Source organism: Streptomyces sp. NPDC059853 (genome assembly GCF_042731495.1).
Classification (GTDB): domain Bacteria; phylum Actinomycetota; class Actinomycetes; order Streptomycetales; family Streptomycetaceae; genus Streptomyces.
In genome coordinates, this window is sequence record NZ_JBHWJL010000047.1 from 1 (window position 1) to 26208 (window position 26208).

The following is a 26208-nucleotide window of genomic DNA, read 5'->3' on the forward strand; positions in this document are numbered from 1 at the left end:
CGCCCCGCTCGAGGGCGCCCTGGTGGACACCTCGACCGTGCCGACCGGGAGCCCGGAGAGCGAGTCGCGCAGGCTGCACGGACTGCTCGACGCGGCCCGGGCGGTGGCGTTCTCGCTGGCCGGGTACGACCGCCGGGCCAGGGCGCGGGCCGACGCGCTGCGGCTGCCGCTGTTCGTGCTGGATCTGACGGGCGCTCCGCAGCCGGTCAACGACCCGGCGGACGCCCTGGTGCGGGACGGCGGCGGGCCGCGCCGGGAGGGGCCGGGCCCGGCCGCCGGGAGTTGACCGGAAACGGTGGGTCGCCGGTGGCCATCCACCCGCTCCCGCGCCCGTTCCGCCGTCCGTCCGCCGACCCCGCCCTCCGTCAGCCCGCCGGGCGGTCCGGCGCCGGCCGGTGGATGCGCGGTGCCCGCAGCCCGGTGAGCGGTTGCCCGGTGGCCCCCTCGCGGGTGGCCACGATCTCGGCCGCGATCGACAACGCCGTCTCCTGCGGGGTCCGCGCCCCGAGATCCAGGCCGATCGGGGAGCGCAGCCGGTCCAGTTCCGGCTCGGTCAGCCCGGCCGCCCGCAGCCGGCGCATCCGGTCGGTGTGCGTGCGCCGCGAGCCCATCGCCCCGACGTACGCCACCGGCAGCCGCAGCGCGGCCTCCAGCAGCGGCACATCGAACTTCGCCTCGTGGGTGAGCACGCACAGGGCCGCCCTGGCGTCCAGCCGCCCGGCCGCCGCCTCGGCGGCCAGATAGTCGTGCGGCCAGCCGGTCACCACCTCGTCCGCCGCCGGGAACCGCTCCGGGGTGGCGAAGACCGGCCGGGCGTCGCACACCGTCACCCGGTAGCCGAGGAAGGACCCGGCACTGGCCAGCGCCGCCGCGAAGTCCACCGCCCCGAACACCAGCAGCCGGGGCGCCGGGACCCGGCTCTCCACCAGCGCCCACTCCCCCGCCGGGAGCGGGAGCACCCCGGTGCGCCCCTCCCGCAGCAAGGCCCGGGCGCCGGTCACCGCCGTACCGTCCGCCGCCGCGCCGCCCAGCGAGCCGTGCGGCGCGCCCCGGGCCGGTACGTACAGGGCGCCTCCGGCGGGCGAGCGGACCAGCGCGCCGTGCGGCCCGGCCAGCGCGGCCGTCAGCACCGCGCGCAGCCCGTCGGCGTCGGCGGCAACCGGGGTGATGAGGACATCGAGGCTGCCGCCGCAGGTCAGCCCGGTGGCGAAGGCGTCCGTATCGCTGTAGCCGAACTGTTCGGTGCGCGGCCGGCCGTCCGCCAGCGCCTCCCGGCACAGTTCGTACACCGCGCCCTCGACGCAGCCGCCCGACACGCTGCCGACCACGGTCCCGGCCGCGTCCACCGCGAGCGCGGCGCCCGGCGGGCGGGGCGCGCTGCCGTGCACCGCCGTCACCGTGGCCACCGCGAACGGGCGGCCCCCGGCCAGCCATCCGCGCAGTTCCCGTGCGATCTCCAGCACGGCGGCTACGCCGTCCCGGTCAGCTGCTCGGGCCGTACCGGGACCCGGTGCAGCGGCAGCCCGGTGGCCTGGCGGACGGCGGCCACGATCGCCGGGGTCGCGGAGAGGGTGGGTGCCTCGCCGACGCCGCGCAGCCCGTACGGGGCGTGGTCGTCGGCCAGTTCGAGGATGTCGAGGGGCATGGCGGGCACGTCCAGGATGGTGGGGATCAGATAGTCGGTGAAGGACGGGTTGCGGACCCGGCCGTCGGGGCCGACGACGATCTCCTCCAGCACGGCGAGCCCGAGCCCCTGGGCGCTGCCGCCGTGGATCTGGCCGGCCACGGCGCGCGGGTTGAGGGCTCTGCCGACGTCCTGGGCCGCGGCGAGTTCGACGACCTTCACCAGGCCGAGGTCGGTGTCCACGTCCACGACGGCGCGGTGCGCGCAGAAGGAGTACTGCACATGGCCGCGGCCCTGCCCGGTGCGCGGGTGGAACGGTTCGGTGGCCCGGTGCCGGAACTCCCGCTCGATCTCGACGGGCTCCTCCCCCAGCACCTCGGCGAGGCTCGCCAGCACGGCGCCGTCCGCGGCCACCACCTTGCCGCCCTCCAGAGCGGCGGCGGTGCGGAAACGGGCACGTGCCCGGGCCAGGACCGCCTCCCGTACCGCCTCGCAGGCGTGCTTCACCGCGCCGCCGGTCATATAGGTCTGCCGGGAGGCGGAGGTGGAGCCGGCGGAGCCGACCGTGGTGTCGGCGGGGAGCAGGGTGACCTGGGTGACGCCGAGTTCGGTGCGGGCGATCTGGGCCTGGACGGTGACGCCGCCCTGGCCGACCTCGGCCGCCGCCGTGTGCACGACGGCCACCGGTTCGCCGCCCATCACCTCCAGCCGGACCCGGGCGGTGGAGTAGTCGTCGAAGCCTTCGGAGAAGCCGACGTTCTTGATGCCGACCGCGTAGCCCACCCCGCGGACGATGCCTTCCCCGTGGCTGGTGTTGGAGAGCCCGCCGGGCAGTTCCCGCAGGTCCGGGGCGCCGGGGGTGCCGTCGGGGTCCGTCCGCGGCCGTTCGGGGGGCAGCGGGCGGGCGGCGACCCGGGCGAGCAGGTCGGCGACGGGGGCCGGGGAGTCCACCGGCTGTCCGGTGGGCATCACGGTGCCCTGCCGCATCGCGTTGCGGCGGCGCAGGCCGACCGGGTCCATGCCGAGCGCGGCGGCGAGCTTGTCCATCTGGGACTCGTACGCGAAGCACGCCTGCACCGCGCCGAAGCCGCGCATGGCGCCGCAGGGCGGGTTGTTGGTGTAGAGGGCCAGCGCCTCGATGTCGGCGTGCGGCACCTCGTAGGGTCCGAGGCCGAGCGAGGCGGCGTTGCCGACGACGGCCGGTGAGGAGGAGGCGTAGGCGCCGCCGTCGAGCACGATGCGGCAGGTGACGTACAGCAGGGTGCCGTCGCGCAGGGCGCCGTGTTCGTAGGCGAGCTTCGCGGGGTGGCGGTGCACATGGCCGAAGAAGGACTGCTCCCGGTCGTAGACCATCTTGACGGGGCGTCCGGTGCGCAGGGCCAGCAGGCAGGCGTGGGCCTGCATCGACAGGTCCTCGCGGGCGCCGAAGGCGCCGCCGACGCCGGAGAGGGTGAGCCGTACCTTCGCGGCGGGCAGGCCGAGCACGGGGGCGAGCTGCCGCTGGTCGACGTGCAGCCACTGGGTGGCGACGTACAGGTCGACGCCGCCATCGGCAGCCGGGACGGCGAGGCCGGATTCGGGGCCGAGGAACGCCTGGTCCTGCATGCCGACCTCGTACTCGCCGCGCACCACGACCTCGGCCCGGGCCCGGGCGGCGGCCACGTCGCCGTGCCGGATGGGCTGCCGGTGGACGATGTTGGGGTGCGGTACGTGGGCGGCGTGGTGGTCGGTGCGGCCGGGGTGCAGGACGGGGGCGCCGGGGGCGGTGGCGGAGGTCTCGTCGTGCACGAGCGGCCGTTCGTCGTAGTCGACGGCGATGAGGGCGGCGGCGCGGCGGGCGGTCTCGGGGTGGTCGGCGGCGACCAGGGCCACCGGTTCGCCCTGGTAGCGCACCACGTCGTGGGCGAGGACGGGCTGGTCGGTGAACTCCAGGCCGTAGTGGGTGGCGGCGGGCAGGTCGTGGTGGGTGAGGACGGCGTGCACGCCGGGGAGCGCGAGGGCGGCGGTGATGTCGAGGCGGCGGATCGCGGCGTGCGGGTGCGGGCTGCGGAGGGTGTGTCCCCACAGCATGTCGTCGTGCCACAGGTCGGAGGAGTAGGCGAACTCGCCGGTGACCTTGAGGACGCCGTCGGGCCGCTGGGTGGATTCGCCGATGCCGCCGGTGGTACCGCGGTCGCTGCGCTGGCTGAGGGCGCCCGGGCCGATGGTCATGCGCTCTCCCCGGTCCCGGCGCGGCGGGTGGCGGCCAGCCGTACCGCGTCCATGATCGCCTCGTAGCCGGTGCAGCGGCACAGATTGCCGGCGAGGGCTTCGCGGATGTCGGCGTCGCCGGGATCGGGGACGCGTTCGAGGAGTTCGTCGGTGGCCATGAGCAGGCCGGGGGTGCAGAAGCCGCACTGCACGGCGCCCGCGTCGAGGAAGGCGCGCTGGACGGGGTGGAGCGTGCCGTCCTCGCCGGCCAGCCCTTCGACGGTGCGGATGTCGGCGCCCTCGGCCTGCCCGGCCGCGACCAGGCAGGCGCACACCAGGTCGCCGTCCAGACGGATGGTGCAGGAGCCGCATTCGCCCTGTTCGCAGGCGTTCTTGGCGCCGGGGAGGCCGAGCCGCTCGCGCAGCACGTACAGCAGGCTCTCGCCCTCCCAGACGTGGTCGGCCACCTGGCGGCGGCCGTTGACGGTGCAGGTCACGCGCATGGTGTGAGCCCTTTCGTGTAGGCGTCCCAGGTCCGGTCGAGGGTGCGGCGGGCGAGGACGCCGACGGCGTGCACCCGGTAGCGGGCGGTGCCGCGGACGTCGTCGATGGGGCGGCAGGCGGTGGCGGCCAGTTCGGCGAAGCGGCGCCGCACGGCCTCGGGCAGCGGCCGGGGGTCCTCCCACAGTCCGGCGCCGGCCAGGGCGCCGGTCAGGTAGTCCTCGGCGTCCGGGGCGCGGACGGGGGTGGGCGCGGCGGAGCCGATGCCGGTGCGTACGGTCCCGGTGTGCGGGTGCAGGGCGAGGGCGAAGGCGCACACGGCGATGACCATGGCGTTGCGGGTGCCGACCTTCGCGAACTGCTGCGGTCCGGTGGCCCGGTCGATGTGGATGGCGCGGATGAGTTCGTCGGGGGCGAGGGCGTTGCGTTTGACGCCGGTGTAGAAGGCGTCGATGGGGATGCGCCGGGTGCCGCGCACGGAGGCGGCCTCCACCTCGGCTCCGGCGGCGAGCAGCGCGGGGTGGCTGTCGCCGGCCGGGGAGGCGGCGCCGAGGTTGCCGCCGACGCTGCCCCGGTTGCGGATCTGCGGGGAGCCGACGGTGCGGGCGGCGAGGGCGAGCGCGGGCAGCGGCCCGGCGAGGTGGTCGAGGACGGCGCGGTAGGGGACGGCGGCGCCGAGCCGTACCGTCCGTTCGCCGGTCTCCCAGCGGCGCAGTTCGGGGATCCCGGACAGATCGAGGAGCCGGTCGGGGCGGCGCCGGTCGAAGGTCAGCTCGACCATCACATCGGTGCCGCCGGCGATCGGTACGGCGTCGGGGTGTGCGGCTTTGGCGGCCAGTGCCCCGGCCCAGTCGGTGGGGCGGAGAAAGTCCATGCGGCTGTCTCTCCCTGGGTGTGGTGATGCCCAGTACACCCGGCGGCGGGCCCCGGGGGCAGTCACGGAAGGGCCGAAGCACCCATTCGCCGGGACCCCACTTCTTGTAGGTTCATACGAGGACATGCGGCCGGCAACGGGGCGGCAGCCCGCCGGCAACACGGACGACATCGGCGGACGGACATGCGACTGCGCACACTGCTGGCTGACGGGGCGCTGGGACTGCGGCTGCTGCACGGCGCGGGCGGCCTCGACGCCCCGGTGCGCGGGGTGATGACCACCGATCTGCGCGACCCGAGCCGCTATCTGCGCGGCGGCGAACTCGTCCTCACCGGTCTCGCCTGGTGGCGCGGCCCCGCCGACTCCGAGCCGTTCGTGCGGATCCTGGCCCGGGCGGGGGTGGCGGGGCTCGCCGCCGGCGAGGCGGAACTCGGGGCGGTGCCCGACGATCTGGCCGCCGCCTGCGCCCGGCACGGGCTGCCGCTGTTCGCGGTGGCGCAGGAGGTGGCCTTCGCGGAGATCACCGAACGGGTGGTGCGGCAGATCTCCGGGCACCGGGCGGGGGATCTGGCGGCGGTCGTGGACCGGCACCGGCGGCTGATGTCGGCGGGGCCGGGCGGCGGCGGACCGCAGGCGGTCCTCGATCTGCTGGGCGCCGACCTGGACCTGCCGGCCTGGCTGCTGTCCGCCACCGGGCGGGTGGTGGCCGGTTCGGCGCGCGCCGCGCTGCCCGCGCCGGTGGCGGCGCGGCTGGCCGCGCACGCCATGACGGCGGCGGCCGGCGGGCGGCCCGGCCCGTACCGGGTGCCGCCCGGTACGGAAGCGGACGGAGAGGACGGCGACGGCGACGGGTACGCGCTGTTCCCGGTCCCCGGCGACGGCGGTGACCCGCACACCGCCGCGCTCACCGGCTGGCAGCTGGCGGTGCGCGCCGACCCCCGCGACTGGCCCGCCGAACGCCTCGATCTGATGGCCGGGGTGGCGCAGCTGATCGCCGCCGACCGGGACCGGCGCGAGGCGTCCCGGACGGTGCAGCGCCGTCTGGCCCGGGAGATCCTGCGGCTGCTGCGCGAGGGCGCCGCGCCCGCCGAGGTGGCGGCGCGGCTGCGGGTGGCGGGCCCGCTGCTGGTGCCGGGGCTCGCGGAGCCGCGCTGGCAGCTGGTGGTGGCCCGGGTCGAGGGCCGGGCCGCGGCGGAGGACGGCGGCCGGGTGGCCGAGGCGCTGCTGGAGGAACTGCTCGCCGCCCCGGGCACGGTCGAGGGGGCCCTGGTGGCGGGGGCCGCGGACGGCGAGGCGGTGGCGCTCGTATCGCTGCCCGCGGTGCCGGACGAGGGCGCGGCGCTGCGGGCCGCGGCCGTCCTGGCGCCGGTCCGCGCGGTCCTGGCCGCCGGGCTCGGCCCGGACGGGCGGCTGACGCTGGGGGTGAGTGCCCCGGTCGGGGCGGCCGACGGGCTGCGCGGCGCGCTGGAGGAGGCGCGGCACGCGCGGCGGGTGGCCGCCGCCCGCACCGGGGCGGTGTGCGGGGCGGGCCACGACGAACTGGCCTCGCACGTACTGCTGCTGCCGTTCGTCCCCGAGGAGGTGCGGACCGCCTTCACCGCGCGGCTGCTGGATCCGCTGCGCGCCTACGACCGGCGGCACCGCTCGGAGCTGATCCCCACCCTGGAGGCGTATCTGGAGGCCGACGGCTCCTGGACGCGGTGCGCGGCCCGGCTGCATCTGCATGTCAATACGCTGCGCTACCGCATCGGCCGCATCGAGGCGCTGACCGGGCGGGACCTCACCCGGCTGGAGGACAAGCTGGACTTCTTCCTCGCGCTGCGGCTGAGCCGGTGACGGCCCGTCGGGGCGCGCGCTCGGGCGCGGGCGCGGCGGCGCGGCTCACTGCGTCCACGGCTTGATGCCGAGGAAGCCGCCGTCGGCGACGGTGCGGTAGGGCATCTCGTCCCGCCACCGCCGGCGCCCGCCCAGCAGGGAGGCGAGCAGCGTCACCACGATCGCGCCCACCGCCCAGATGCCGAGGACGACCAGCGGGTGGGTCAGCGCGTGCCCGTCGAAGTAGGCGATGGAGCGGGTGCCCCAGGTGCCGGCACCCGGGATCGTCACGGAGCTGATGCCGCGCCAGAAGGCGGGCAGCAGTGCGGTGCCGATCGCGCCGCCCGCGCTGGGGTTGCCCAGGATCACCACCACCAGCAGGGTCAGCCCGATACCGACGACGCCGAACAGCGCCTGGAAGGCCAGGGTGAGCGCCCCGGTCGCGAACACCACCAGGGCGCCCAGCAGCGCCAGCGACACCACCCGCCCCGGCAGCGCGTCGAGCACGGGGCCCGCGATCACCGCGCCGCCGAGCCCGCCGAGCAGCGAGTACACCGCCAGGGTGCCCAGCCGGAACAGGGCGCGCGGCACGGTGGCGGCCCGGCTGCCGTGGCTGATCGCCAGCACGGCGCCGCACAGGTAGCCGCCCACCACCCAGCCGACGACCAGGAAGAACGAGGTGAGGCCGCGCGCGTCACCGGCGGCGGCCGGGGTGATGTCCCGGATCTCCAGGGTGCGGTTCTGCGCGGCCTCCACCGACTGGATCACCTGCGCCAGCGCCTCGGCGGTGGAGGTGCCGCCGCCGGTGGCCACCAGCAGCGTGTCCTGGGTGCCGGTGCCGTCCACGATCAGCGCGCCGTCCACGTCCCGGTGCTGGACCATGCGCAGCCCGTCCGCCTCGTCGGTGGAGGCGTGCTCGACGCGGACGGGGTTGCCGGGCAGTCCGTCCAGCTCGTTGACCAGTTGTCCGGCCATCTCCTCGGGGGCCACCAGCGCGAGCGGGATGCGGTGCGGTTCGGCGCGGTGCAGCGCCCCGACGTAGGAGGTGATGAACGCCCACTGCAACAGCAGCGCACCCAGCACCAGCAGCGCGGCGCGGGGTGTCACGGCACCGCGCAGCGAGCTGAGAAAGCCCTCGCGCGCGTATCCGGATATCGGCTCCATACCTGGCATCGTGCGGGCGTGGCACGGCGGATGCCCAGCTGGGCTGGGCCATTGGGTGAGCCGCGCATTTGTGAACTGATTCACGCACGCCTCTTGGCCGCGCCCGCCGCCGCGTGCTGAGATGCCTCCACACTCACGATCGGCTCAATGACGCGCCTGGAGGGCGATGTGGCCCAGACCGCCATACCACCGACCGTTCCCCTGGACAGCGCGGTGTGGCGGCTCCGGTCGCGCGGCTGCTGGCAGGACGCGGCGGCGCTGCTGGAGCACGCGGCGGCGCTCTCCCCCACGGCGGCGCTGCGCCGGACCGAACTGCTGGTGGAGTGCTGCATGTTCACCGGCGAGGGCTGGGAGCGGGCGGAGGACGCGCTGCGGGCCGTGGAGTCGATGGCGCTGACGGACGAGGAACGGGGGGCGGCGGCCGGCGAGCGCGGCTATCTGGCGTATGCCTCGACGTTACTGCGGGTGCGCGACCGGGCGGACGAGGCGCGGGCCGCGCTGGGCAGGGCGGCGGCGCTGCTGGCGCCCGACTCGCCGGGCCGGGCGCTGCTGGATTTCCGGCGCGGGCTGATGGCACAGCACGTGAGCGGGAACGCGGAGGCGGCGGAGACCGGGTACCGGCGGGCGCACGCCGAGGCGGTGGCCAGGGGCGACGCGCTGCTCAGCTCGTACACCTGGCGGCAGCTGGCGGCGCTCGCCCAGCAGCGGGGGGATCTGGAGCAGGCCAGGGAGGGGTTCACGCACAGTCTGCGGCTGCGGGAGGAGACCGGTTTCCTGGTGGGCATCGCGCCGGCACTGGTGGCGCTGGCGGAGGTCCAGCCGGAGCCGGAGGCGACCCGGCTGCGCACCGAGGCGGGGCGGCTGTTCCATCTGCTGGACCGGGTGCCGCGCTGGCTGGCCGCCCATCTCACGCCGCAGCCGCCCGCGCCGGCCCCGGCGTAGGCCGGGCCGGGCGGTGGCGCGCGGCGGGCCGCACCGCCCGGGCGGGCGGGCGGCCGGGCGGTGTGGCGGTCAGACGCCGGTGAAGTGCTCGCTCGCCAGCTGCTGGGCGGCCGACAGGTCGCGGCGGCGCAGGGCGTCGAGCAGGGCCGCGTGCTCCAGGGCGTCCGCCAGCAGTTCGGCGGTGCCGGGCAGCGGCTTGGAGGTGGCCGGGCTCTGGGAGCGGCGGTGCAGGTCCTCCGCTATCAGCACCAGTTGCCGGTTGCCGGTCAGCCGCAGCAGCGCGCGGTGGAAGCAGCGGTCGGCCTCCGCGTAGGCGGCGCGGTCGCCGAGGGTGGCGGCGGTGACGGTGGCCTCGGCGAGCGGGCGCAACTCGTCCCAGCGCTCCGGGGGAACGGTGCGGGCCAGCCGCATGATGGCCGGCACCTCCAGGGCCGCCCGGACCTCGGCGAGTTCGGCCGCGTCGCGGGCGGTGTGGCCGGCGATGCGGAAGCCGCGGTTGGGGACGGTCTCCACGGCGCCCTCGCTCGCCAGTTGCTGCATCGCCTCGCGCACCGGGGTGGCGGAGACGCCGTACCGCTCGGCGAGGGCCGGGGCCGAGTACACCTCGCCGGGCGCCAGTTGGCCGCCGGCCAGGGCGTCGCGCAGGGCGGCGAGCACCTGGGCGCGGACGGAGTGGCGTTCGGGCAGGGTGCGGGGCCGGACCGGGAGGGGCGGTCTCTCCGGGGGCGCCACCGGCGTGCCGGGGGACGCCGCTATGTACGCGTCCACGCGGGCACCCCCTCCCGTAGAAAAAGTGATGCCGAGCACCCTAGGCCGATATGGGCCGAGATCAAACCCCCTCCTTGATCGGGTAAGGTAAGCCTTACCTCTCCGTTTCGTCCTTGCTCTTGATTCGGTGGCACCATGCACGTCTCCGCTCTCGCCCCGGCCCTGTCGCTGGCACCCGCACTCGATCGTGCGAATGATGTCCTGAGCACGCTCCGGTTCACCCAGGAGGCGCCACGCCGCGGCCCGGGATGGGTGCGCGGCAGCGATCTCGCCGAGGCGGGGGCAGTACTGGAGGACTTCCTGGCCTGGGACGACGAACGCATTCTCGCGGACTACGGGCAGCGCGGCCGGCCGCAGGTCGTGGCCAGTTTCGCACTGCACCGGTACGCGTGGCCCGCCGCCGTCCTGTTCACGCTCCCCTACTTCCTGCTGCGCCGCGTGCCGTGGCTGGCGCCGGAGGATGTCGCATTCCATCGGGCGGATGGCCTGATCACCGCGGCGCCCGCCCCGTTCAGCTGTCTGCCGGACGACCCGCTGGCCGGTCATCCGGGCGCGCGGGTCGTCGCGGACGAGGAGCAGCTGCGGGCGGCGGTGCGCGAGGCGGCGGCGGCGCATCTGGGGCCGGTGCTGGAGGGGTTCCGGCCGCGCATGCGCCGGGGCAGCCGGGCGCTGTGGGGCATGGCGACCGACGAGCTGACCGAGAGCCTGTGGTACCTGGGCTCGCTGCTGGGCGAGGAGGAGCGCGCGCTGGCCGAGGCGGAGCTGCTGCTGCCCGGCGGCACCACCCCCTATCCGGGTGGTGCGTCGTTCCGGAACCTCACCGGTCCGGATGGTGCGACGCTGCGGACCCGCGACCGCGTCAGCTGCTGCCTCTTCTACACACTGCGCCCGGAGGCCACCTGTGTGACCTGCCCGCGCATGGGTGACAGCGAGCGGATCGAACGGCTGTCGGCCGTTCGCTAAAGGTTTCGCAACAAATCCCGCAACCCCCGTTTACGCCTCACCCATTGGTGGGGCCGGGTTGTGAACGTCACCGGGCCACGGGCCTGTTGACGCAGGATGCTGGCGGAAACACAGCCGCGAAAGACGACTTCCCGAGCCGGGTAAGGTGCTCCGCTATGACCGACATAGAGTTCAGCTGGGTGATCGCCGGAGCCGTGCTCCTGGCCGGTGCCCTTGTCGCGGTGACCCTCATGAGCAAGGGGCGCAAACCTGCGGCAGCGGCTGCCGACGGAGCGCAGAGCGATTCGTGGGAAGTGATGGAGGAGCGCAGGCGGCGCAAGGAGCGCGCGTACGCGACCGCCTCCTACCTCCTGCTGTTCTGCTGCGCCGGGGTGGCGGCGGCGCTGTCCTTCCAGGGTCTGGTCGGCTTCGGCCGGGAGAACCTGAACCTCTCCGGCGGCTGGGAGTACCTGGTCCCGTTCGGCCTGGACGGCGCGGCCATGTTCTGCGCCGTGATCGCGGTGCGCGAAGCGAGCCAGGGCGACGCGTCGCTGGGCTCGCGGATGCTGGTGTGGCTGTTCGCCGGTGCCGCCGCCTGGTTCAACTGGGTGCACGCGCCGCGCGGTGAGATGCACGCCGGTGCCCCGCAGTTCTTCGCCGGGATGTCGCTGTCGGCGGCCATCCTCTTCGACCGCGCGCTCAAGCAGACCCGCAAGGCGGCGCTGCGCGAGCAGGGTCTGGTGCCGCGTCCGCTGCCGCAGATCCGCTTCGTGCGGTGGATGCGCGCCCCGCGCGAGACGTACGGTGCCTGGTCGCTGATGCTGCTGGAGAACGTCCGCACCCTGGACGAGGCCGTCGAGGAGGTCCGCGAGGAACGGCGCACCAAGGAACTGGAGAAGGCCCGCCGCAAGGAGCAGCGCAAGCTGGAGAAGGCGCGGATGAAGGCGCTGGGCCGGCAGCAGCGGGTCGAGGTCGCCGTGGAGCAGGCGGGCGGGGACCGCGAGCCGGCCGCGCTGGAGTCGGGTCCGACGGCGGGCGGCCGGCGGGCGCTGGACGCTCCCGGGAGCCTGGGCACCGCGGGTGCCGGGACCGGCTCCGCGGGGACGGATCTGTCCGGCGCGGATGGCCGGCTGAACTCGCTGGAGGAGAAACTGGCCCGGATCGAGCGTACGTTCAACTGAACCGGGCCCCACATGCGGCACCGCTGACCGGAATACGGCAGCCTAACCCCCATGGGGATATGGCAGCTGTTACTGGTGGGCCTGGTGATGCTGTTGGGACTGCTGGGCATCATGATGCCCGGCGTGCCGGGACCGCTGGTGGTGTGGGCGGCGGTGTTCTGGTGGTCCTCCGCCGAGGGCACCTCGCGGGCGTGGTGGGTGCTGGTCATCGCGACCGCGCTGCTGCTGGTCAATCAGGCGGTGCAGTGGCTGCTTCCGGCCGCCGGCCGGCGGGAGGCCGGGGTACGGCGGCGGCAACTGCTGCTCGCCGGGGGGAGCGGAATCGTCGGCTTCTTCGTCCTGCCGGTGGCCGGTCTGGTGCCCGGCTTCGTGGGGGCGCTGTACGGGTGGGAGCGGGCGCGGCTGGGCGATCACGGCGCGGCGCTCGCCTCCACCCGCGTGATCATGCGGACGGTGGGCCGCCGGATGCTGGTCGAACTGGCGGCATGTCTGCTGGTCACGGGGGTGTGGCTCGGCGTGCTGCGCTGGGGCTGAGGGCGCGCCGTGTCAGGCTGCGGCCATGAAGGAACAGGTCGAGTTCAGCGCCCCGGAGCGCGCCTATCTGGCCACCCAGCGGCTGGGGCGGCTGGCCACCGTCGACCCCTCGGGGCAGCCGCAGGCCAATCCGGTGGGTTTCTTCCCGCAGGACGACGGCACCGTCCTCATCGGTGGCCGCGCCATGGGCGACACCAAGAAGTGGCGCAACCTGACGGTCAATCCGCTGCTGTCGCTGGTCGTGGACGATCTGGCGAGCGTCCAGCCGTGGCGGGTGCGCGGGGTGGAGATCCGCGGGGTGGCGCAGTTGCTGGTGGGCGAACACGATCTGGGTCCCGGCTTCAGCCCGGAGGTGATCCGGCTGCATCCGCGCCGCATCATCAGCTGGGGGCTGCCGGACTGACCCGCGGGGCCCCGGTCCGCCGCCCGTCCCCGGCGGCCCGCCACAGATGGTGGACGGCGTAGGAACGCCAGGGCCGCCAGCCCTCCGCGTCGCCCGGCCCGGCCCCGGCGGCGGCCAGGCCGTGGCGTACCCCGGCGTCGCCCGGCAGGAAGACATCCGGGTCGCCCAGGGCCCGCATCCGCAGATAACCGGCCGTCCACGGCCCGATGCCGGGCAGCGCCAGCAGGGCGGCCTCCGTCGTCTCCCGGTCGGCGCCCGGGTCGAGCACCACGGTGCCGTCGGTGAGTGCGGCGCACAGCGCGCGCAGCGTGCGGCGTCTGGCCCCGGGCATGCCCAGTTCGGTGAGCGGGGCGTCCGCCAGGGCGTCGGCGGTGGGGAAGACATGAGTGAGGGCACCGTCGGCGGCCGGCAGCGGCTTGCCGTACGCGGCGACCAGGGCGCCGGCCAGGGTACGGGCGGCGGCGACGGAGATCTGCTGGCCGAGGACCGCGCGCACCGCGAGTTCGTGGGGCTGGGCGGCGCCCGGGGACCGCAGTCCGGGGCGCTCGGCGGCGAGCGGGCCGAGCCGGGGATCGGCGGCGAGCCGTTCGGTGACGGCGTAGGGGTCGGCGTCGAGGTCGAACAGCCGGCGCAGCCGCTGCACGGCGGTGGTCAGATCGCGCAGATCGGTCAGCCGCAGCCGGGCCGGGAGCCAGCCCGGTCCGCCGCTTTCGCCGACCTCGGCCACGCCGGTGCCGTGCGGCAGGTCGAGGGAGCGGCGGTAGAGGCGGGTGCCGGGTCCGCCGGTGATCTCCTCGATGCCGGTGATCGCGCGGCGGGCGAGGAAGTCGAAGACCTCGCGGGCGGCGTACGGGCCCCGGTGGGCGAGCCGCAGCGGGACGCCGGCCCCGTCCCGGGGCGCGGGGGCGCGGCCGCCGCGCAGCTGGGTGGGGGTGCGGGCGTAGATCTGCCGGATGGTGTCGTTGAACTGCCGGACGCTGGCGAAGCCGGCCGCGAAGGCGATCTCGGTGACCGGCAGGGCGGTGGTCCGCAGCAGGATCCGGGCGGTGTGGGCGCGCTGGGCGCGGGCGAGGGCTACGGGTCCGGCGCCGAGTTCGGCGGTGAGCTGGCGCTGGACCTGCCGGGGGCTGTAGCCGAGCCGGGCGGCGAGGCCGTTGACGCCGTCGCGGTCCACGACGCCGTCGGCGATCAGACGCATGGCGCGGCCCACGGCGTCGGCGCGGACGTTCCACTCGGCGGAGCCGGGTACCGCGTCGGGGCGGCAGCGGCGGCAGGCCCGGTAGCCGGCGGCCTGGGCGGCGGCGGCCGAGGGGTGGAAGGTGACGTTGGCGCGCTTGGGGGTGACGGCCGGGCAGCTGGGCCGGCAGTAGATGCCGGTGGTGCGCACCCCTGTGTAGAACACCCCGTCGAACCGTGCGTCCCGGCTGCGGACCGCCTCGTACCTGCTGTCGTCGTCCATCACACTGCCCAGTGTGCGCCCGGCGCGGGGGCGCACACTGGCGGGAATCGGACACCGCCGTCCGGCGGGTGGGGAGGGGCGGCGGTCAGCCGTTCCCGGCCGGCCGGGCCGGGAAGCCGCCGGTGGCGATCGGGCCCCAGGCGGTGGGTGTGATCCGGATCAGGGACTTGCCCTGCCGGGTCATCGCCTCCCGGTACTCGTCCCAGTCGGGGTGCTCGCCCGCGATGTTGCGGTAGTAGGTGACCAGTGGCTCCAACGCCTCGGGCAGATCGAGCACCTCGGCGGTGCCGTCGATCCGCACCCAGGGGCCGTCCCACTCGTCGGAGAGCACGATCAGCGAGACCCGCTCGTCCCGGCGGGCGTTGCGGGTCTTGGCGCGCTCCGGGTAGGTGGACACCACGATCCGGCCCTCGTCGTCCACCCCGCAGGTGAGCGGCGAGCCCTGCGGGGAGCCGTCGGCGCGGCGGGTGAGCAGGACGGCGCGGTGCCGGGGGCGGACGAACTCCAGCAGTCCGGCGAGGTCCACACGGGTGGTGGTGGCGATGGAAGGGCTCATGGGATCCGACCCTAGGGCATGGCCGGGGCCGGATCCCGTGAGCGTCGCGCCATCTCAGGCGGCCATGGCCACCTCGGTGCCGGCCGGGGTCAGGGCCAGCTCCAGCACCTGGCGCACATCGGTGACCGGGTGCACCTCCAGGTCCGCCAGCACCTCCTCGGGGACGTCGTCCAGGTCCGGCTCGTTGCGCTGCGGGATGATCACCGTGGTGATCCCGGCCCGGTGCGCGGCGAGCAGCTTCTGCTTGACGCCGCCGATCGGCAGCACCCGGCCGGTCAGCGACACCTCACCGGTCATCGCCACGTCGGGCCGCACCTGGCGGCCGGAGAGCAGCGAGGCCAGCGCGGTGGTCATGGTGATGCCGGCGCTGGGGCCGTCCTTGGGCACCGCCCCGGCGGGGATGTGCAGATGAACGCCGCGCTCCTTGAGATCGCCGACCGGGAGTTCCAGTTCGGCGCCGCGCGAGCGCAGGTAGGACAGGGCGATGTGGCCGGATTCCTTCATCACGTCGCCCAGCTGGCCGGTGAGGCTCAGCCCGGCGCCGCCGGTCTCCGGGTCGGCGAGGGAGGCCTCGATGTACAGCACGTCGCCGCCCGCGCCGGTGACGGCCAGGCCGGTGGCCACGCCGGGCACCGCCGTGCGGCGCTGCTCGGGCGACTGGGCGGCCTCCGGGGTGTGGTGCGGCCGGCCGATCAGCGAGCGCAGCGCGTCCTCGGTGACGGTGTACGGCAGGGTCAGCTCGCCGAGTTCGCTGCGGGCGGCGACCTTGCGCAGCAGCCGGGCCAGGGCGCGCTCCAGGGCGCGGACACCGGCCTCGCGGGTGTACTCGCCGGCCAGCTTGCGCAGGACGCCGTCGGTCACCCGGATCTCGTCGCCGTCCAGACCGGCCCGCTCCAGCTGGCGGCGCAGCAGGTGGTCGCGGGCGATGGTGACCTTCTCGTCCTCGGTGTAGCCGTCCAGCTGCACCAGGTCCATCCGGTCCAGCAGCGGCTGCGGGATGCCCTCCAGCATGTTGGCGGTGGCCAGGAAGACCACGTCGCTCAGGTCCAGCTCGACCTCCAGGTAGTGGTCCCGGAAGGTGTGGTTCTGGGCCGGGTCGAGGACCTCCAGCAGCGCGGCGGAGGGGTCGCCCCGGTAGTCGCTGCCGACCTTGTCGATCTCGTCCAGCAGGACGACCGGGTTCATGGAGCCGGCCTCCTTGATGGCGCGCACGATGCGGCCGGGCATGGCGCCGACGTAGGTGCGGCGGTGGCCGCGGATCTCGGCCTCGTCGCGGACGCCGCCGAGCGCCACCCGGACGAACTCGCGGCCCATGGCGCGGGCCACCGACTCGCCCAGCGAGGTCTTGCCGACGCCGGGCGGGCCGACCAGGGCGAGCACGGCGCCGCCGCGCCGGCCGCCGATGACGCCCAGGCCCTTGTCGGCGCGGCGCTTGCGCACCGCCAGGTACTCGGTGATGCGTTCCTTGACGTCGGTGAGCCCGGCGTGGTCGGCGTCCAGGACGGCCTTGGCGGCGGCGATGTCGTAGGCGTCCTCGGTGCGCCGGTTCCAGGGCAGCTCCAGGACGGTGTCCAGCCAGGTGCGGATCCAGCTGCCCTCGGGGGAGGCGTCGGAGGAGCGCTCCAGCTTGTCGACCTCCTTGAGCGCGGCCTCGCGCACCTTCTCGGGCAGGTCGGCGGCCTCGACGCGGGCGCGGTAGTCCTCGCCCTCGTCGGCGGCGTCGCCGTTCAGCTCGGCCAGTTCCTTGCGGACGGCCTCCAGCTGGCGGCGGAGCAGGAACTCGCGCTGCTGCTTGTCGACGCCTTCCTGGACGTCCTTGGCGATGGACTCGGCGACGTCCTGCTCGGCGAGGTGGTCGCTGAGCAGCTTCAGGGCCAGCCGCAGCCGCTCGGTGGGGTCGGTGGTCTCCAGCAGCTTCAGCCGCTGGTCGGTGGTGAGGAACGGGGAGTAGCCGGCGTTGTCGGCGAGGGCTCCCGCGTCGTCGATCTGCTGGAGCCGGTCGACGGCTTCCCAGGCGCCGCGCTGCCGCAGCCAGGCGGTGGCCAGCGCCTTGTACTCCTTCATCAGCTCGGCGACGGCGCCGGGCGGCGAGGCGGGCTGGTCCTCGGTGACGGGCGTGCCCTCGACCCACAGGGCGGCGCCGGGGCCGGTGGTGCCGGCGCCGATGCGCACCCGGCGCAGGCCGCGGATCAGGGCGCCGGGGCCTCCGGCGGAGAGCCGGCCGACCTGTTCGACGCGGCCGGCGACGCCGATGGCGGCGTACTGCCCCTCGACGCGCGGCACCAGCAGCACCAGGGGCTTGTCGCCACGGGAGGCGGCGGACTGGGCCGCCTCGACGGCGGCGCGGATCTCCGGGTCGGACAGTTCCAGCGGAACGACCATGCCGGGCAGTACGACCTCGTCGTCCAGGGGCAGGACGGGCAGGGTGAGTGTGTCGGATGACGGCGTCATGACCTCTCCCTCAGCAGACAAGTTGAGTTCACTGCACTCAATGCCGGGGAGCGGCGGGATGTTCCCCGCCCGCCGGATGTTCGCCGAGAGCGATCGCCCGGCCGCGGAGGGGGTACGGGGCTCAGGTCTCGCGCAGCAGCCGGCGCAGGAATCCGGCCGTCGCCGTGGGCGGCTCGGCCTGGATCACGACCTGGTTCATCACATGCCGGTACTGCTCTATCTCGGCCGGCTTGTCCGGGTAGACCCCGCCGGTCAGCTGCTCCAGGTACACCACGTCGGGCAGTTCGGCGCCGGGCGGGCGCAGCACCGTCACCGGGCCACCGACCGCCGCGTGGCCACCGGCCGAGAAGGGCAGCACCTGGAGGGTGATGTGCGCGAGCCGGGAGATCTCCAGCAGATGCTCCAGCTGCTCGCGCATCATCGCGGCGCTGCCCATGGAGCGGCGCAGCGCCGCCTCGTCGATCACCGCCCACAGATGGGGCGGCCCCGGCCGGTGCAGGATCCGCTGCCGGGCCATCCGCAGCTCGACGCGGCGCTCCAGCAGCCCGTCCTGCGGCTCGGGGCTGAGCCGGTGCACGGCCCGGCTGTAGCCCTCGGTCTGGAGCAGCCCCGGGATGAACTGCTGCTCGTAGGTCCTGATCACCACGGCCGCCTGTTCGAGGCCGAGGTAGACGTTCAGCCAGCTGGGCACCACATCGTGGTACGCGTGCCACCAGCCCGGTGTGTTGGACTGGCGGGCCAGGGCCAGCAGCGTGGCGCGCTCGGCGGCGTCGTGCACCCCGTACAGGGTCAGCAGATCGTCCACGTCGCGCAGCTTGAAGCCGGTGCGGCCCATCTCCAGCCGGCTGATCTTGGAGTGCGAGGCGCGGATCACCTCGCCCGCCTCCGCGCCCGTGATGCGGCGTGCCTCGCGCAGCCGGCGGAGCCGGGCGCCGAGGATCATCCGGGGGACGGTGGGGCCGGATCTGCGGTCGTCCAGCGGCCCGCCGGTGCGCTCAGTCACGGCCTTTGTCACGCCCATGTCCGCTCCCATGCCGTACCCGCGAACGCCTCACTGTACTAGAACCCTTGCCCCGCGATCCGGCCCTGACCGTCACCGAGGTGGCCCCCCTGCGGTCGGTGCCCTGGATGCGCCGTCTGCGGTCGTTTCCCGCCCGGCGCATGCGCTCCAGCTCCTCCCGCAGCTCTCCGCGCCGCCAGGCCTTCGCCCAGCGGCCCGCCGTCACCAGCGGGTCGTCCGGTTCGGGGATGCCCTGCGCCTCGGCCCGGCTGCGGCGCGACTTCACGGCGGCGGCCATCGCGGCGCTCGCCGCCGCCCTGGCGCGCTCGCTCTCGGCGCGGGCGGCGGCGATGGTGGCGGTGGGCCAGATCCGGTCCACGGCCGCGTTCAGCGCGGCGCCCACCAGGACCGCGAAGGCGGACATGCCCAGCCACAGCAGGATCGCCACCGGCACCGCCAGCGACCCGTACATGCTCGGCCCCTCCACGGTGGCCCGCAGATACGCCTTGAGCGCGTACGCGCACAGCGCCCAGATGGTCAGCGCCACCAGCGCGCCCGGGATGTCCTCGCGCCACGGTGAGCGCACCGGCACCGACACGTGGTACAGCGTGGTGAGGAAGGAGACGCACAGCAGCAGGAGCAGCGGCCAGTAGGTGTACCGCAGCACCCCGGCCAGCTGCGGCTGCCACTCGGCGACGATCCCGGGCCCCAGCACCACGGCGGGCACCGCGATCGCGCCGACCACCAGGCTCACCACGTACATGGTGAACGCCAGCAGCCGGGTGGCAGCCGGGTTGCGGTGCCCGTCCAGGCCGTACATCACGGTGATGGTGCCGACGAACACGTTCATCGCCCGGGAACCGGACCACAGGGCCACGATGAAGCCGAACGACATCACATCGGGACGCGGCCCGGACATCAGGTCGTTGATCAGCGGGGTGATCACCTCGTCCACCCCGCGCTCGGAGAGCATCGCGCCGGAGAGGTCCAGGATGTGGCCGCGCACCGTGGGCAGCGCGCTGGTGCCGGCCACCGCGTCCAGGTTGGAGAGCAGCCCGATCAGGCCCAGCAGCAGCGGGGGCAGCGAGAGCAGGGTGAAGAACGCCGCCTCGGCCGCCATGCCCATCACCCGGTGCTCGGAGCAGGAGGTGATGGTGTCCTTCAGCAGCAGCCAGGACAGCCGGCCCTTGGGGATGTTGCGGTAGACCGCGCTGCGCGAGGGGCGCCCGCGCCGCCGGCGCTCCCGCTTCTCCCGCTTCCGGCTCTCCTTCTCCCGCCGCTTGTCGTCCTCGGGCACGGTCCCTTCCTTCCGCACGGTGCGCACCGGGTCCCGGTCCCGCCGTGCTTCCCCCCGCTCCGCCGTGCGCTGAGCGCGCTGCCCCTCCGGTATGGGTACTGACTGTTCGGCGTCCACGGCCCTAAGTTAACGGGCATGACCTCCAGCACTCACAGCGTGGCCAACCAAGTCCCGCCCCTGGTGGGGCACGACGTCTTCGGCGCGGACGCCGCGCTGCGCGAAGCCGTGGCCCGCCACAGCAGCGACGCCGCCCGCGCGGAGAGCACCGCCGCCGAACTCGGCGAGCTGGGCCGGACGGCGGGCTCGGCGCGGGCCCAGGAGTGGGGGCGGCTGGCGAACGAGAACCCGCCGGTGCTGCACACCCACAACCGCTACGGCGAGCGGGTGGACGAGGTGGAGTTCCACCCGGCCTGGCACCAGCTGCTGGAGCACGGGGTGGCGGCCGGGCTCACCGCGGCGTGGCCGCGCCCCGACGGGCACCTGCGGCGGGCCGCCGCGTTCACCGTGTGGTCGCAGGTGGAGGCGGGGCACGGCTGCCCGCTGTCGATGACGCACGCGGCGGTGCCGGCGCTGCGCGCCGAGCCGGACCTGGCCGCCGTGTGGGAGCCGCTGCTGACCTCCACGGTGTACGAGCCGGGGCTGCGGCCGCCGGCCGGCAAGGCGGGGGTGCTGGCCGGGATGGGGATGACGGAGAAGCAGGGCGGCTCGGACGTCCGGGCCAACACCACCGAGGCGGTGCCGCTCGCGGAGGCCGGGGCGTACGCGCTGCGCGGGCACAAGTGGTTCTGCTCGGCGCCGATGTCGGATGTGTTCCTGGTGCTGGCGCAGGCGCCGGGCGGGCTCACCTGTTTCCTGCTGCCCCGGGTGCTGCCGGACGGCAGCCGCAACACCTTTCTGATCCAGCGGTTGAAGGACAAGCTCGGCAACCGCTCCAACGCCTCCGCCGAGGTGGAGTTCGACGGCTCCACCCTGGCCTGGCGGGTCGGCGAGGAGGGGCGCGGGGTGGCCACCATCATCGAGATGGTGGCGGCCACCCGGCTGGACTGCGTGGCCGGATCGGCGGCGATCATGCGGCAGGCGGTGACCCAGGCGGTGCACCACGCCCGGCACCGCTCGGCGTTCGGCGGTCCGCTGATCGACAAGCCGCTCATGCGCAATGTGCTGGCGGACCTGGCGCTGGAGTCGGAGGCGGCGACCGCGCTGACGATGCGGCTGGCGGCGGCGCAGGACCGGGCGGCGGCCGGCTCGGCGGGCGAGCGGCATCTGCTGCGGCTGGCGGTCCCGGCGGCCAAGTACTGGGTGACCAAGCGCTGTACGCCGCTGACCGCGGAGGCGCTGGAGTGCCTGGGCGGCAACGGCTACGTGGAGGAATCCGGGATGCCGCGGCTGCTGCGCGAGTCGCCGCTGAACTCGATCTGGGAGGGGGCGGGCAATGTGCAGGCGCTGGACGTGCTGCGGGCGCTCCAGCGCGAGCCGCAGGCGCTCAACGCGTTCCTGACGGAGGTCGGGCAGTCCTCGGGTGCCGACCACCGGCTGGACGCGGCGATCAAGGACGTGCTGACCGAACTGTCCGACCTGGACGGCATCGAGGCGCGGGCCCGGCGGCTGGTGGAGCGGCTGGCGCTGGTGCTCCAGGGCTCGCTGCTGGTGCGGCACGCCCCGGCGGAGGTCGCGGACGCGTTCTGCGCCTCGCGGCTGGGCGGGGAGCGGGGGCTGGCGTTCGGGACGCTGCCCAGCGGGCTCGATCTGGAAGCGGTGGTGGAGCGGGCACTGCCCGGCTGACCGCGCCCGCCCTGTGATGGGATGTCCGTATGACGACCACCCCGGCGACCGAGGCCGTGACGTACTGGTACCTGGAGCAGACCGCCCCCGGGGACCTGCGGCCCGCCCGGGACCTCGCGCCGGGCGCGCCGGTGCGGATCGAGCGGGCGGCCGTGCCCAGCCCGGAGTTCAGCCGGTTCCTGTACACGGCCGTGGGCCAGGACGTGGCGTGGATCGACCGTCCCCCAGCCTTCGGCCGGGAGGTGCCCCCATCCCTGGGACCGCGCCCGCTGGCGGGCCCATCTGGAGCGGCCCGGGGTGGAGACCTGGGTGGTGTACGAGCACGGCACCCCCGGCGGCTTCCTCGAACTGTACGGTGAGGAGTCCGGGGTGGTGGAGATCGGCTACTTCGGGCTGCTGCCCGCCTTCCGGGGCCGGGGCCTGGGCGGCGCGCTGCTGAGCGCCGGCACCGCCCGCGCCTGGGATCTGGCCGGCCGGACGCCGGGGCACCGGCCGACCCGCCGGGTGTGGCTGCACACCTGCTCCCGGGACGGGGAGCACGCCCTGGACAACTACCGGCGGCGCGGCTTCCGGGTGTACGACACCCGCACCGGGCAGGAGCCGTCCGTCCGGCAGCCGGGACCCTGGCCGGGCGCGTGACGCGGTCGTACGGACGGCCCTCACCGGCCACGTCCCAGCATGCGGGACTCCACAGTCCGGATGGCGGACGACGGTAGACTCCCCCGCGCGCCGCGTGCCACGCTGACCGGCATGTCGCGAGCAGGAACCGCCCTGGTGAGCAGGCGCCACATCGACCTCGGTCACATGTGCAGCGCCCTGTGTCCGCACGGCTGAGCGCCTCCGCCCCGCTTCCAGCCCCGCCCGCCGACCCCCGTTCCCCGACCGCCCGGTGCGTCCCGCGACCACCGGCCGCCTCCCGACGCCTCCGGCCCGCCGGTCCGCCCCCGCGCGGCCCCGCACCCGCCGGATGCCTCCTCGCTGCCTGCAGAAGGACCGGAGAACCATGTCCGAATCCGCGGACGCACCCGCCGCACCGCCCCGCCGCAAGGCCGGCCGCCACCGCGGCGAAGGCCAGTGGGCGGCAGGACACTTCAGCCCGCTCAATCCGAACGAGCAGACCAAGAAGGACGACGACGGTCTCAACGTACGGACACGCATCGAGACGATCTACGCCCACCGCGGCTTCGACTCCATCGACGGCGCCGATCTGCGCGGCCGCATGCGCTGGTGGGGCCTGTACACCCAGCGCCGTCCCGGCATCGACGGCGGCAAGACCGCCATCCTGGAGCCCGAGGAACTGGACGACGAGTTCTTCATGCTGCGGGTGCGCATCGACGGCGGCCGGCTGACCACCGCGCAGCTGCGCGTCGTCGCCGAGATCTCCCAGGAGTTCGCCCGGGGCACCGCCGACATCACCGACCGGCAGAACATCCAGTACCACTGGATCCGCATCGAGGACGTGCCGGAGATCTGGCGCCGTCTGGAGGCCGTGGGCCTGTCCACCACCGAGGCGTGCGGCGACACCCCGCGCGTCATCGTCGGCTCCCCGGTGGCCGGCATCGCCGCCGACGAGATCATCGACGGCACCCCCGCCATCGAGGAGATCCAGCGCCGGGTCCTGGGCAACAAGGCGTTCTCCAACCTGCCGCGCAAGTTCAAGGCCGCGATCTCCGGCTCCCCGCAGCAGGACGTGGCCCACGAGGTCAACGACATCGCCTTCGTCGGCGTCGAACACCCCGAGCGCGGCCCCGGCTTCGACCTGTGGGTCGGCGGCGGCCTGTCCACCAACCCGAAGATCGGCGTGCGGCTGGGAGCCTTCGTCCCGCTGGAGGACGTCCCCGACGTGTACGAGGGCGTCGTCGGCCTCTTCCGGGACTACGGCTACCGGCGGCTGCGCACCCGCGCCCGGATCAAGTTCCTCGTCGCCGACTGGGGCGCGCGGAAGTTCCGGCAGGTGCTGGAGGACGAGTACCTGCTGCGCCGCCTGGCCGACGGCCCCGCCCCGGCCGCCCCCGTCGAGCAGTGGCGCGACCACATCGGTGTCCACCGGCAGCGCGACGGGCGCTACTACATCGGCTTCGCGCCCCGCGTCGGCCGGGTGGACGGCACCACCCTGGCCAAGATCGCCGACCTCGCCGAGGCACACGGCTCGGGCCGGGTCCGCACCACCGTGCAGCAGAAGATGCTCATCCTGGACGTGCCCGAGGACCGCGTCACGTCCCTGACCGAAGGGCTCGCGGCGCTGGACCTCACCGCCGAGCCCTCCCCGTTCCGGCGCGGCACCATGGCCTGCACCGGCATCGAGTTCTGCAAGCTGGCGATCGTGGAGACCAAGGCGCGCGGCGCCTCCCTCATCGACGAACTGGAGCGCCGCCTCCCCGGCTTCACCGAACCGCTGACCATCAACATCAACGGCTGCCCCAACTCCTGCGCCCGCATCCAGATCGCCGACATCGGGCTCAAGGGCCAGCTGGTCACCGACGCCGAGGGCCGGCAGGTCGAGGGCTACCAGGTGCACCTGGGCGGCTCGCTCGGCCTGGAACCCGGCTTCGGCCGCAAGGTGCGCGGGCTGAAGGTCACCTCCGCCGAACTACCCGACTACATCGAGCGGGTGCTGCGCGCCTTCCAGGAACAGCGCGCCGAGGGCGAGTCCTTCGCCCGCTGGGCGGCCCGCGCCGACGAGCAGTCCCTGACCGGGGCGGCACCCCGGCGAGCGGAAGGACGGCCCGGTGAGTGAACGCGCCGCCCCCGCCTACTGCCCCTACTGCGGCGACGAGGATCTGCGCCCCTCCGAGGAGGGCCACGGCACCTGGGAGTGCGCCGCCTGCAACCGCGCCTTCCGGCTGACCTTCCGGGGCCTGCTGGCCGCCGGGCTGCGGAACCGGCCGCCCGGCGGCGGGGAGGAGATATGACCGGACCCACCACCACCGGACCCGACCCGGCCACCGCCGCCGCGCACCGCGCCCTCGCCGAGCGCGCCGGCCGGGAGCTGGAGGACGCCCCGGCCCTGGAGATCCTGCGCTGGGCCACCGACACCTTCGGCGACCGGTTCTGCGTCACCTCCTCCATGGAGGACGCCGTCGTGGCCCACCTCGCCTCCCGGGCCCGCCCCGGCGTGGACGTGGTGTTCCTCGACACCGGCTACCACTTCCCCGAGACCCTGGGCACCCGCGACGCCGTCGAGGCCGTGATGGACGTCCGTCTCATCACCCTCACCCCCCTGCGCACCGTCGCCGAGCAGGACGCCGAACTCGGCCCCGCCCTGCACGACCGCGACCCCGACCGCTGCTGCGCCCTGCGCAAGGTCGCGCCGCTGGAGCGGGGCCTGGCCGGGTACGACGCCTGGGCCACCGGCCTGCGCCGCGACGAGTCCCCGACCCGGGCGGACACCCCGGTCGTCGGCTGGGACGAGCGCCGCGGCAAGGTCAAGGTCTCCCCCATCGCCCGCTGGACGCAGGACGACGTCGACCGTTACGTCGCCGAGCACGGGGTGCTGACCAATCCGCTGCTCCAGGACGGCTACGCCTCCATCGGCTGCGCCCCCTGCACCCGCCGGGTGCGGGCCGGGGAGGACGCGCGCGCCGGGCGGTGGGCCGGGCGCGGCAAGACCGAGTGCGGGCTGCACGGCTGATGACACCGAAGGGAGGGACCCGATGAGCGAGCAGCGCCCGGACGGTGGCGCCACCGTCTGGCTGACCGGACTGCCCAGCTCCGGCAAGACCACCATCGCGCGCGCCCTGGCCGCCCGGCTGGCGGACGCGGGCCGGCGGGTGGAGGTGCTGGACGGCGACGAGATCCGTGAACACCTGTCCGCCGGGCTCGGCTTCGACCGCGCGGACCGCGACACCAACGTGCGGCGCATCGGCTTCGTCGCCCAGCTCCTCGCCTCGCACGGCGTGCTGGTGCTGGCCCCGTCCATCGCCCCCTACGCGGACAGCCGCGACGCGGTGCGCAAACGGCACGAGGCCGCCGGCACCCCGTACCTGGAGGTCCATGTCGCCACCCCGGTCGGGGTCTGCGCCCAGCGGGACGTGAAGGGCCTGTACGCCCGGCAGGCGGCCGGCGAACTGACCGGGCTCACCGGCGTGGACGACCCGTACGAAAAGCCGGACGCCCCCGATCTGCGGCTGGTCACCGAGGGCCGCAGCGCCGAGGAGTCGGCCGGCGCGGTGCACGCGCTGCTGGCGGAACGGGGGCTGGTGTGAGCGGCGGCGGACCGTACACGCTGACCCACCTGGACGTGCTGGAATCGGAGTCGGTGCACATCTTCCGGGAAGTGGCCGGGGAGTTCGAGCGCCCGGTGATCCTCTTCTCCGGCGGCAAGGACTCCATCGTCATGCTGCATCTGGCGCTCAAGGCGTTCGCGCCGGCGCCGGTGCCGTTCGCGCTGCTGCACGTGGACACCGGGCACAACTTCCCCGAGGTCCTCGACTACCGCGACCGGGTGGCCGGCCGGCACGGGCTGCGGCTGCACATCGCCTCCGTCCAGGAGTTCATCGACCGCGGCGAGCTGCGCGAACGCCCCGACGGCACCCGCAACCCGCTGCAGACCGTGCCGCTGCTCGACGCCATCCGCACCCACCGCTTCGACGCCGTCTTCGGCGGCGGGCGACGCGACGAGGAGAAGGCCCGTGCCAAGGAACGGGTGTTCTCGCTGCGCGACGAGTTCGGCGGCTGGGACCCGCGCCGCCAGCGCCCCGAACTGTGGCAGCTGTACAACGGCTG

At 74.7% G+C, this 26208-nt stretch carries 23 protein-coding genes and 2 pseudogenes; 14 read left to right on the top strand and 11 right to left on the bottom strand.

Going from position 1 to position 26208, the window contains the following annotated elements:
- Positions 1 to 286, top strand: a pseudogene (locus ACFV5N_RS07870) (hypothetical protein); the annotation flags it as partial.
- Positions 287 to 365: 79 nt separating this feature from the next.
- On the opposite strand, the gene ACFV5N_RS07875 reads toward ACFV5N_RS07870, so the two are convergent.
- The 4 genes from ACFV5N_RS07875 to ACFV5N_RS07890 are packed head-to-tail and all read right to left on the bottom strand — an operon-like array spanning position 366 to position 5189.
- Positions 366 to 1463: an XdhC family protein gene (locus ACFV5N_RS07875; RefSeq protein ID WP_385595553.1), complete on the bottom strand. Its 1098-nt coding sequence runs from the start codon at positions 1461 to 1463 to the stop codon at positions 366 to 368.
- 5 nt (positions 1464 to 1468) lie between these two features.
- Positions 1469 to 3835: a xanthine dehydrogenase subunit D gene (gene pucD / locus ACFV5N_RS07880; protein ID WP_385595556.1), complete on the bottom strand. Its 2367-nt coding sequence runs from the start codon at positions 3833 to 3835 to the stop codon at positions 1469 to 1471.
- Positions 3832 to 4317 carry a (2Fe-2S)-binding protein gene (locus tag ACFV5N_RS07885; RefSeq protein ID WP_385595559.1) on the bottom strand — a complete coding sequence of 162 codons (486 nt, stop codon included), beginning with the start codon at positions 4315 to 4317 and terminating at the stop codon, positions 3832 to 3834. Before ACFV5N_RS07885 ends, pucD begins: the two co-directional genes overlap by 4 nt.
- On the bottom strand, positions 4308 to 5189 hold the full coding sequence (locus tag ACFV5N_RS07890) for a xanthine dehydrogenase family protein subunit M (RefSeq protein ID WP_019434171.1): 882 nt from the start codon (positions 5187 to 5189) through the stop codon (positions 4308 to 4310). The genes ACFV5N_RS07885 and ACFV5N_RS07890 overlap by 10 nt, the downstream gene beginning before the upstream one ends.
- Positions 5190 to 5372: 183 nt before the next feature.
- Between ACFV5N_RS07890 and ACFV5N_RS07895 the strand changes: the two genes are divergently transcribed.
- Positions 5373 to 7025 carry a PucR family transcriptional regulator gene (locus ACFV5N_RS07895; RefSeq protein ID WP_385595562.1) on the top strand — a complete coding sequence of 551 codons (1653 nt, stop codon included), beginning with the start codon at positions 5373 to 5375 and terminating at the stop codon, positions 7023 to 7025.
- Positions 7026 to 7070: 45 nt separating this feature from the next.
- Here ACFV5N_RS07895 and ACFV5N_RS07900 read toward each other — a convergent pair whose 3' ends face one another.
- Complete coding sequence (locus tag ACFV5N_RS07900) at positions 7071 to 8168, bottom strand: ABC transporter permease (RefSeq protein ID WP_385595565.1); 1098 nt, start codon at positions 8166 to 8168, stop codon at positions 7071 to 7073.
- Positions 8169 to 8315: 147 nt separating this feature from the next.
- On the opposite strand from ACFV5N_RS07900, the gene ACFV5N_RS07905 reads away from it, so the two are divergent.
- A complete protein-coding gene (locus tag ACFV5N_RS07905) occupies positions 8316 to 9110 on the top strand; it encodes a hypothetical protein (RefSeq protein WP_385595568.1) in 795 nt (264 codons plus the stop codon).
- A gap of 69 nt (positions 9111 to 9179) precedes the next feature.
- On the opposite strand, the gene ACFV5N_RS07910 is transcribed toward ACFV5N_RS07905, so the two are convergent.
- On the bottom strand, positions 9180 to 9842 hold the full coding sequence (locus tag ACFV5N_RS07910; RefSeq protein ID WP_385595611.1) for a GntR family transcriptional regulator: 663 nt from the start codon (positions 9840 to 9842) through the stop codon (positions 9180 to 9182).
- A gap of 171 nt (positions 9843 to 10013) precedes the next feature.
- Between ACFV5N_RS07910 and ACFV5N_RS07915 the strand changes: the two genes are divergently transcribed.
- The 4 genes from ACFV5N_RS07915 to ACFV5N_RS07930 all read left to right on the top strand — a co-directional run bounded on the left by ACFV5N_RS07915 (position 10014) and on the right by ACFV5N_RS07930 (position 12938).
- Positions 10014 to 10841, top strand: coding sequence for a (2Fe-2S)-binding protein (locus ACFV5N_RS07915; RefSeq protein WP_385595571.1), 828 nt, complete (start codon positions 10014 to 10016; stop codon positions 10839 to 10841).
- 155 nt (positions 10842 to 10996) lie between these two features.
- On the top strand, positions 10997 to 12001 hold the full coding sequence (locus ACFV5N_RS07920; RefSeq protein WP_385595574.1) for a DUF2637 domain-containing protein: 1005 nt from the start codon (positions 10997 to 10999) through the stop codon (positions 11999 to 12001).
- A gap of 51 nt (positions 12002 to 12052) precedes the next feature.
- Entirely contained in the window at positions 12053 to 12535 is a 483-nt protein-coding gene (locus ACFV5N_RS07925) for a DUF456 domain-containing protein (protein ID WP_385595577.1), read from the top strand.
- A 25-nt stretch (positions 12536 to 12560) separates the two neighbouring features.
- Positions 12561 to 12938: a PPOX class F420-dependent oxidoreductase gene (locus ACFV5N_RS07930; RefSeq protein ID WP_385595580.1), complete on the top strand. Its 378-nt coding sequence runs from the start codon at positions 12561 to 12563 to the stop codon at positions 12936 to 12938.
- Here ACFV5N_RS07930 and ACFV5N_RS07935 read toward each other — a convergent pair.
- The 5 genes from ACFV5N_RS07935 to ACFV5N_RS07955 form a co-directional block, all read right to left on the bottom strand.
- Entirely contained in the window at positions 12916 to 14397 is a 1482-nt protein-coding gene (locus tag ACFV5N_RS07935; protein ID WP_385595614.1) for an AlkA N-terminal domain-containing protein, read from the bottom strand. The genes ACFV5N_RS07930 and ACFV5N_RS07935 overlap by 23 nt on opposite strands.
- 85 nt (positions 14398 to 14482) lie before the next feature.
- Positions 14483 to 14953: a PPOX class F420-dependent oxidoreductase gene (locus ACFV5N_RS07940; protein ID WP_385595583.1), complete on the bottom strand. Its 471-nt coding sequence runs from the start codon at positions 14951 to 14953 to the stop codon at positions 14483 to 14485.
- Positions 14954 to 15007: 54 nt separating this feature from the next.
- Positions 15008 to 17404 (bottom strand): endopeptidase La, encoded by a 2397-nt coding sequence (gene lon, locus ACFV5N_RS07945; RefSeq protein ID WP_385595586.1) that lies wholly within the window; start codon positions 17402 to 17404, stop codon positions 15008 to 15010.
- A 121-nt stretch (positions 17405 to 17525) separates the two neighbouring features.
- Positions 17526 to 18407: a DUF5753 domain-containing protein gene (locus tag ACFV5N_RS07950; protein ID WP_385595589.1), complete on the bottom strand. Its 882-nt coding sequence runs from the start codon at positions 18405 to 18407 to the stop codon at positions 17526 to 17528.
- Positions 18400 to 19701 (bottom strand): YihY/virulence factor BrkB family protein, encoded by a 1302-nt coding sequence (locus ACFV5N_RS07955; RefSeq protein ID WP_385595592.1) that lies wholly within the window; start codon positions 19699 to 19701, stop codon positions 18400 to 18402. Before ACFV5N_RS07955 ends, ACFV5N_RS07950 begins: the two co-directional genes overlap by 8 nt.
- Before the next feature lie 135 nt (positions 19702 to 19836).
- Here ACFV5N_RS07955 and ACFV5N_RS07960 point away from each other — a divergent pair, with 135 nt between their 5' ends.
- The 7 genes and pseudogenes from ACFV5N_RS07960 to cysD form a co-directional block, all read left to right on the top strand.
- Positions 19837 to 21483: an acyl-CoA dehydrogenase family protein gene (locus tag ACFV5N_RS07960; protein ID WP_385595595.1), complete on the top strand. Its 1647-nt coding sequence runs from the start codon at positions 19837 to 19839 to the stop codon at positions 21481 to 21483.
- A gap of 29 nt (positions 21484 to 21512) precedes the next feature.
- Positions 21513 to 22122, top strand: a pseudogene (locus ACFV5N_RS07965) (GNAT family N-acetyltransferase).
- Positions 22123 to 22486: 364 nt separating this feature from the next.
- Positions 22487 to 24220 carry a nitrite/sulfite reductase gene (locus ACFV5N_RS07970; protein WP_385595597.1) on the top strand — a complete coding sequence of 578 codons (1734 nt, stop codon included), beginning with the start codon at positions 22487 to 22489 and terminating at the stop codon, positions 24218 to 24220.
- Positions 24213 to 24395 (top strand): hypothetical protein, encoded by a 183-nt coding sequence (locus ACFV5N_RS07975; protein ID WP_385595600.1) that lies wholly within the window; start codon positions 24213 to 24215, stop codon positions 24393 to 24395. The genes ACFV5N_RS07970 and ACFV5N_RS07975 overlap by 8 nt, the downstream gene beginning before the upstream one ends.
- A complete protein-coding gene (locus ACFV5N_RS07980) occupies positions 24392 to 25114 on the top strand; it encodes a phosphoadenylyl-sulfate reductase (RefSeq protein WP_385595603.1) in 723 nt (240 codons plus the stop codon). The genes ACFV5N_RS07975 and ACFV5N_RS07980 overlap by 4 nt, the downstream gene beginning before the upstream one ends.
- A gap of 22 nt (positions 25115 to 25136) precedes the next feature.
- A complete protein-coding gene (gene cysC, locus ACFV5N_RS07985; RefSeq protein ID WP_385595606.1) occupies positions 25137 to 25688 on the top strand; it encodes an adenylyl-sulfate kinase in 552 nt (183 codons plus the stop codon).
- The coding region (cysD, locus tag ACFV5N_RS07990) for a sulfate adenylyltransferase subunit CysD (protein ID WP_385595608.1) at positions 25685 to 26208 on the top strand (524 nt) is incomplete at its 3' end. The genes cysC and cysD, both read left to right, overlap by 4 nt.

Bases quoted from the DNA above. Each gene is read 5' to 3' on its own strand.
- pucD (WP_385595556.1), bottom strand. From the start codon at position 3,835: ATGACCATCGGCCCGGGCGCCCTCAGCCAGCGCAGCGACCGCGGTACC.
- ACFV5N_RS07885 (WP_385595559.1), bottom strand. From the start codon at position 4,317: ATGCGCGTGACCTGCACCGTCAACGGCCGCCGCCAGGTGGCCGACCAC.
- ACFV5N_RS07890 (WP_019434171.1), bottom strand. From the start codon at position 5,189: ATGGACTTTCTCCGCCCCACCGACTGGGCCGGGGCACTGGCCGCCAAA.
- ACFV5N_RS07895 (WP_385595562.1), top strand. From the start codon at position 5,373: ATGCGACTGCGCACACTGCTGGCTGACGGGGCGCTGGGACTGCGGCTG.
- ACFV5N_RS07900 (WP_385595565.1), bottom strand. From the start codon at position 8,168: ATGGAGCCGATATCCGGATACGCGCGCGAGGGCTTTCTCAGCTCGCTG.
- ACFV5N_RS07905 (WP_385595568.1), top strand. From the start codon at position 8,316: ATGACGCGCCTGGAGGGCGATGTGGCCCAGACCGCCATACCACCGACC.
- ACFV5N_RS07915 (WP_385595571.1), top strand. From the start codon at position 10,014: ATGCACGTCTCCGCTCTCGCCCCGGCCCTGTCGCTGGCACCCGCACTC.
- ACFV5N_RS07920 (WP_385595574.1), top strand. From the start codon at position 10,997: ATGACCGACATAGAGTTCAGCTGGGTGATCGCCGGAGCCGTGCTCCTG.
- ACFV5N_RS07925 (WP_385595577.1), top strand. From the start codon at position 12,053: ATGGGGATATGGCAGCTGTTACTGGTGGGCCTGGTGATGCTGTTGGGA.
- ACFV5N_RS07930 (WP_385595580.1), top strand. From the start codon at position 12,561: ATGAAGGAACAGGTCGAGTTCAGCGCCCCGGAGCGCGCCTATCTGGCC.
- ACFV5N_RS07935 (WP_385595614.1), bottom strand. From the start codon at position 14,397: ATGGACGACGACAGCAGGTACGAGGCGGTCCGCAGCCGGGACGCACGG.
- ACFV5N_RS07940 (WP_385595583.1), bottom strand. From the start codon at position 14,953: ATGAGCCCTTCCATCGCCACCACCACCCGTGTGGACCTCGCCGGACTG.
- lon (WP_385595586.1), bottom strand. From the start codon at position 17,404: ATGACGCCGTCATCCGACACACTCACCCTGCCCGTCCTGCCCCTGGAC.
- ACFV5N_RS07960 (WP_385595595.1), top strand. From the start codon at position 19,837: ATGACCTCCAGCACTCACAGCGTGGCCAACCAAGTCCCGCCCCTGGTG.
- ACFV5N_RS07970 (WP_385595597.1), top strand. From the start codon at position 22,487: ATGTCCGAATCCGCGGACGCACCCGCCGCACCGCCCCGCCGCAAGGCC.
- ACFV5N_RS07980 (WP_385595603.1), top strand. From the start codon at position 24,392: ATGACCGGACCCACCACCACCGGACCCGACCCGGCCACCGCCGCCGCG.
- cysC (WP_385595606.1), top strand. From the start codon at position 25,137: ATGAGCGAGCAGCGCCCGGACGGTGGCGCCACCGTCTGGCTGACCGGA.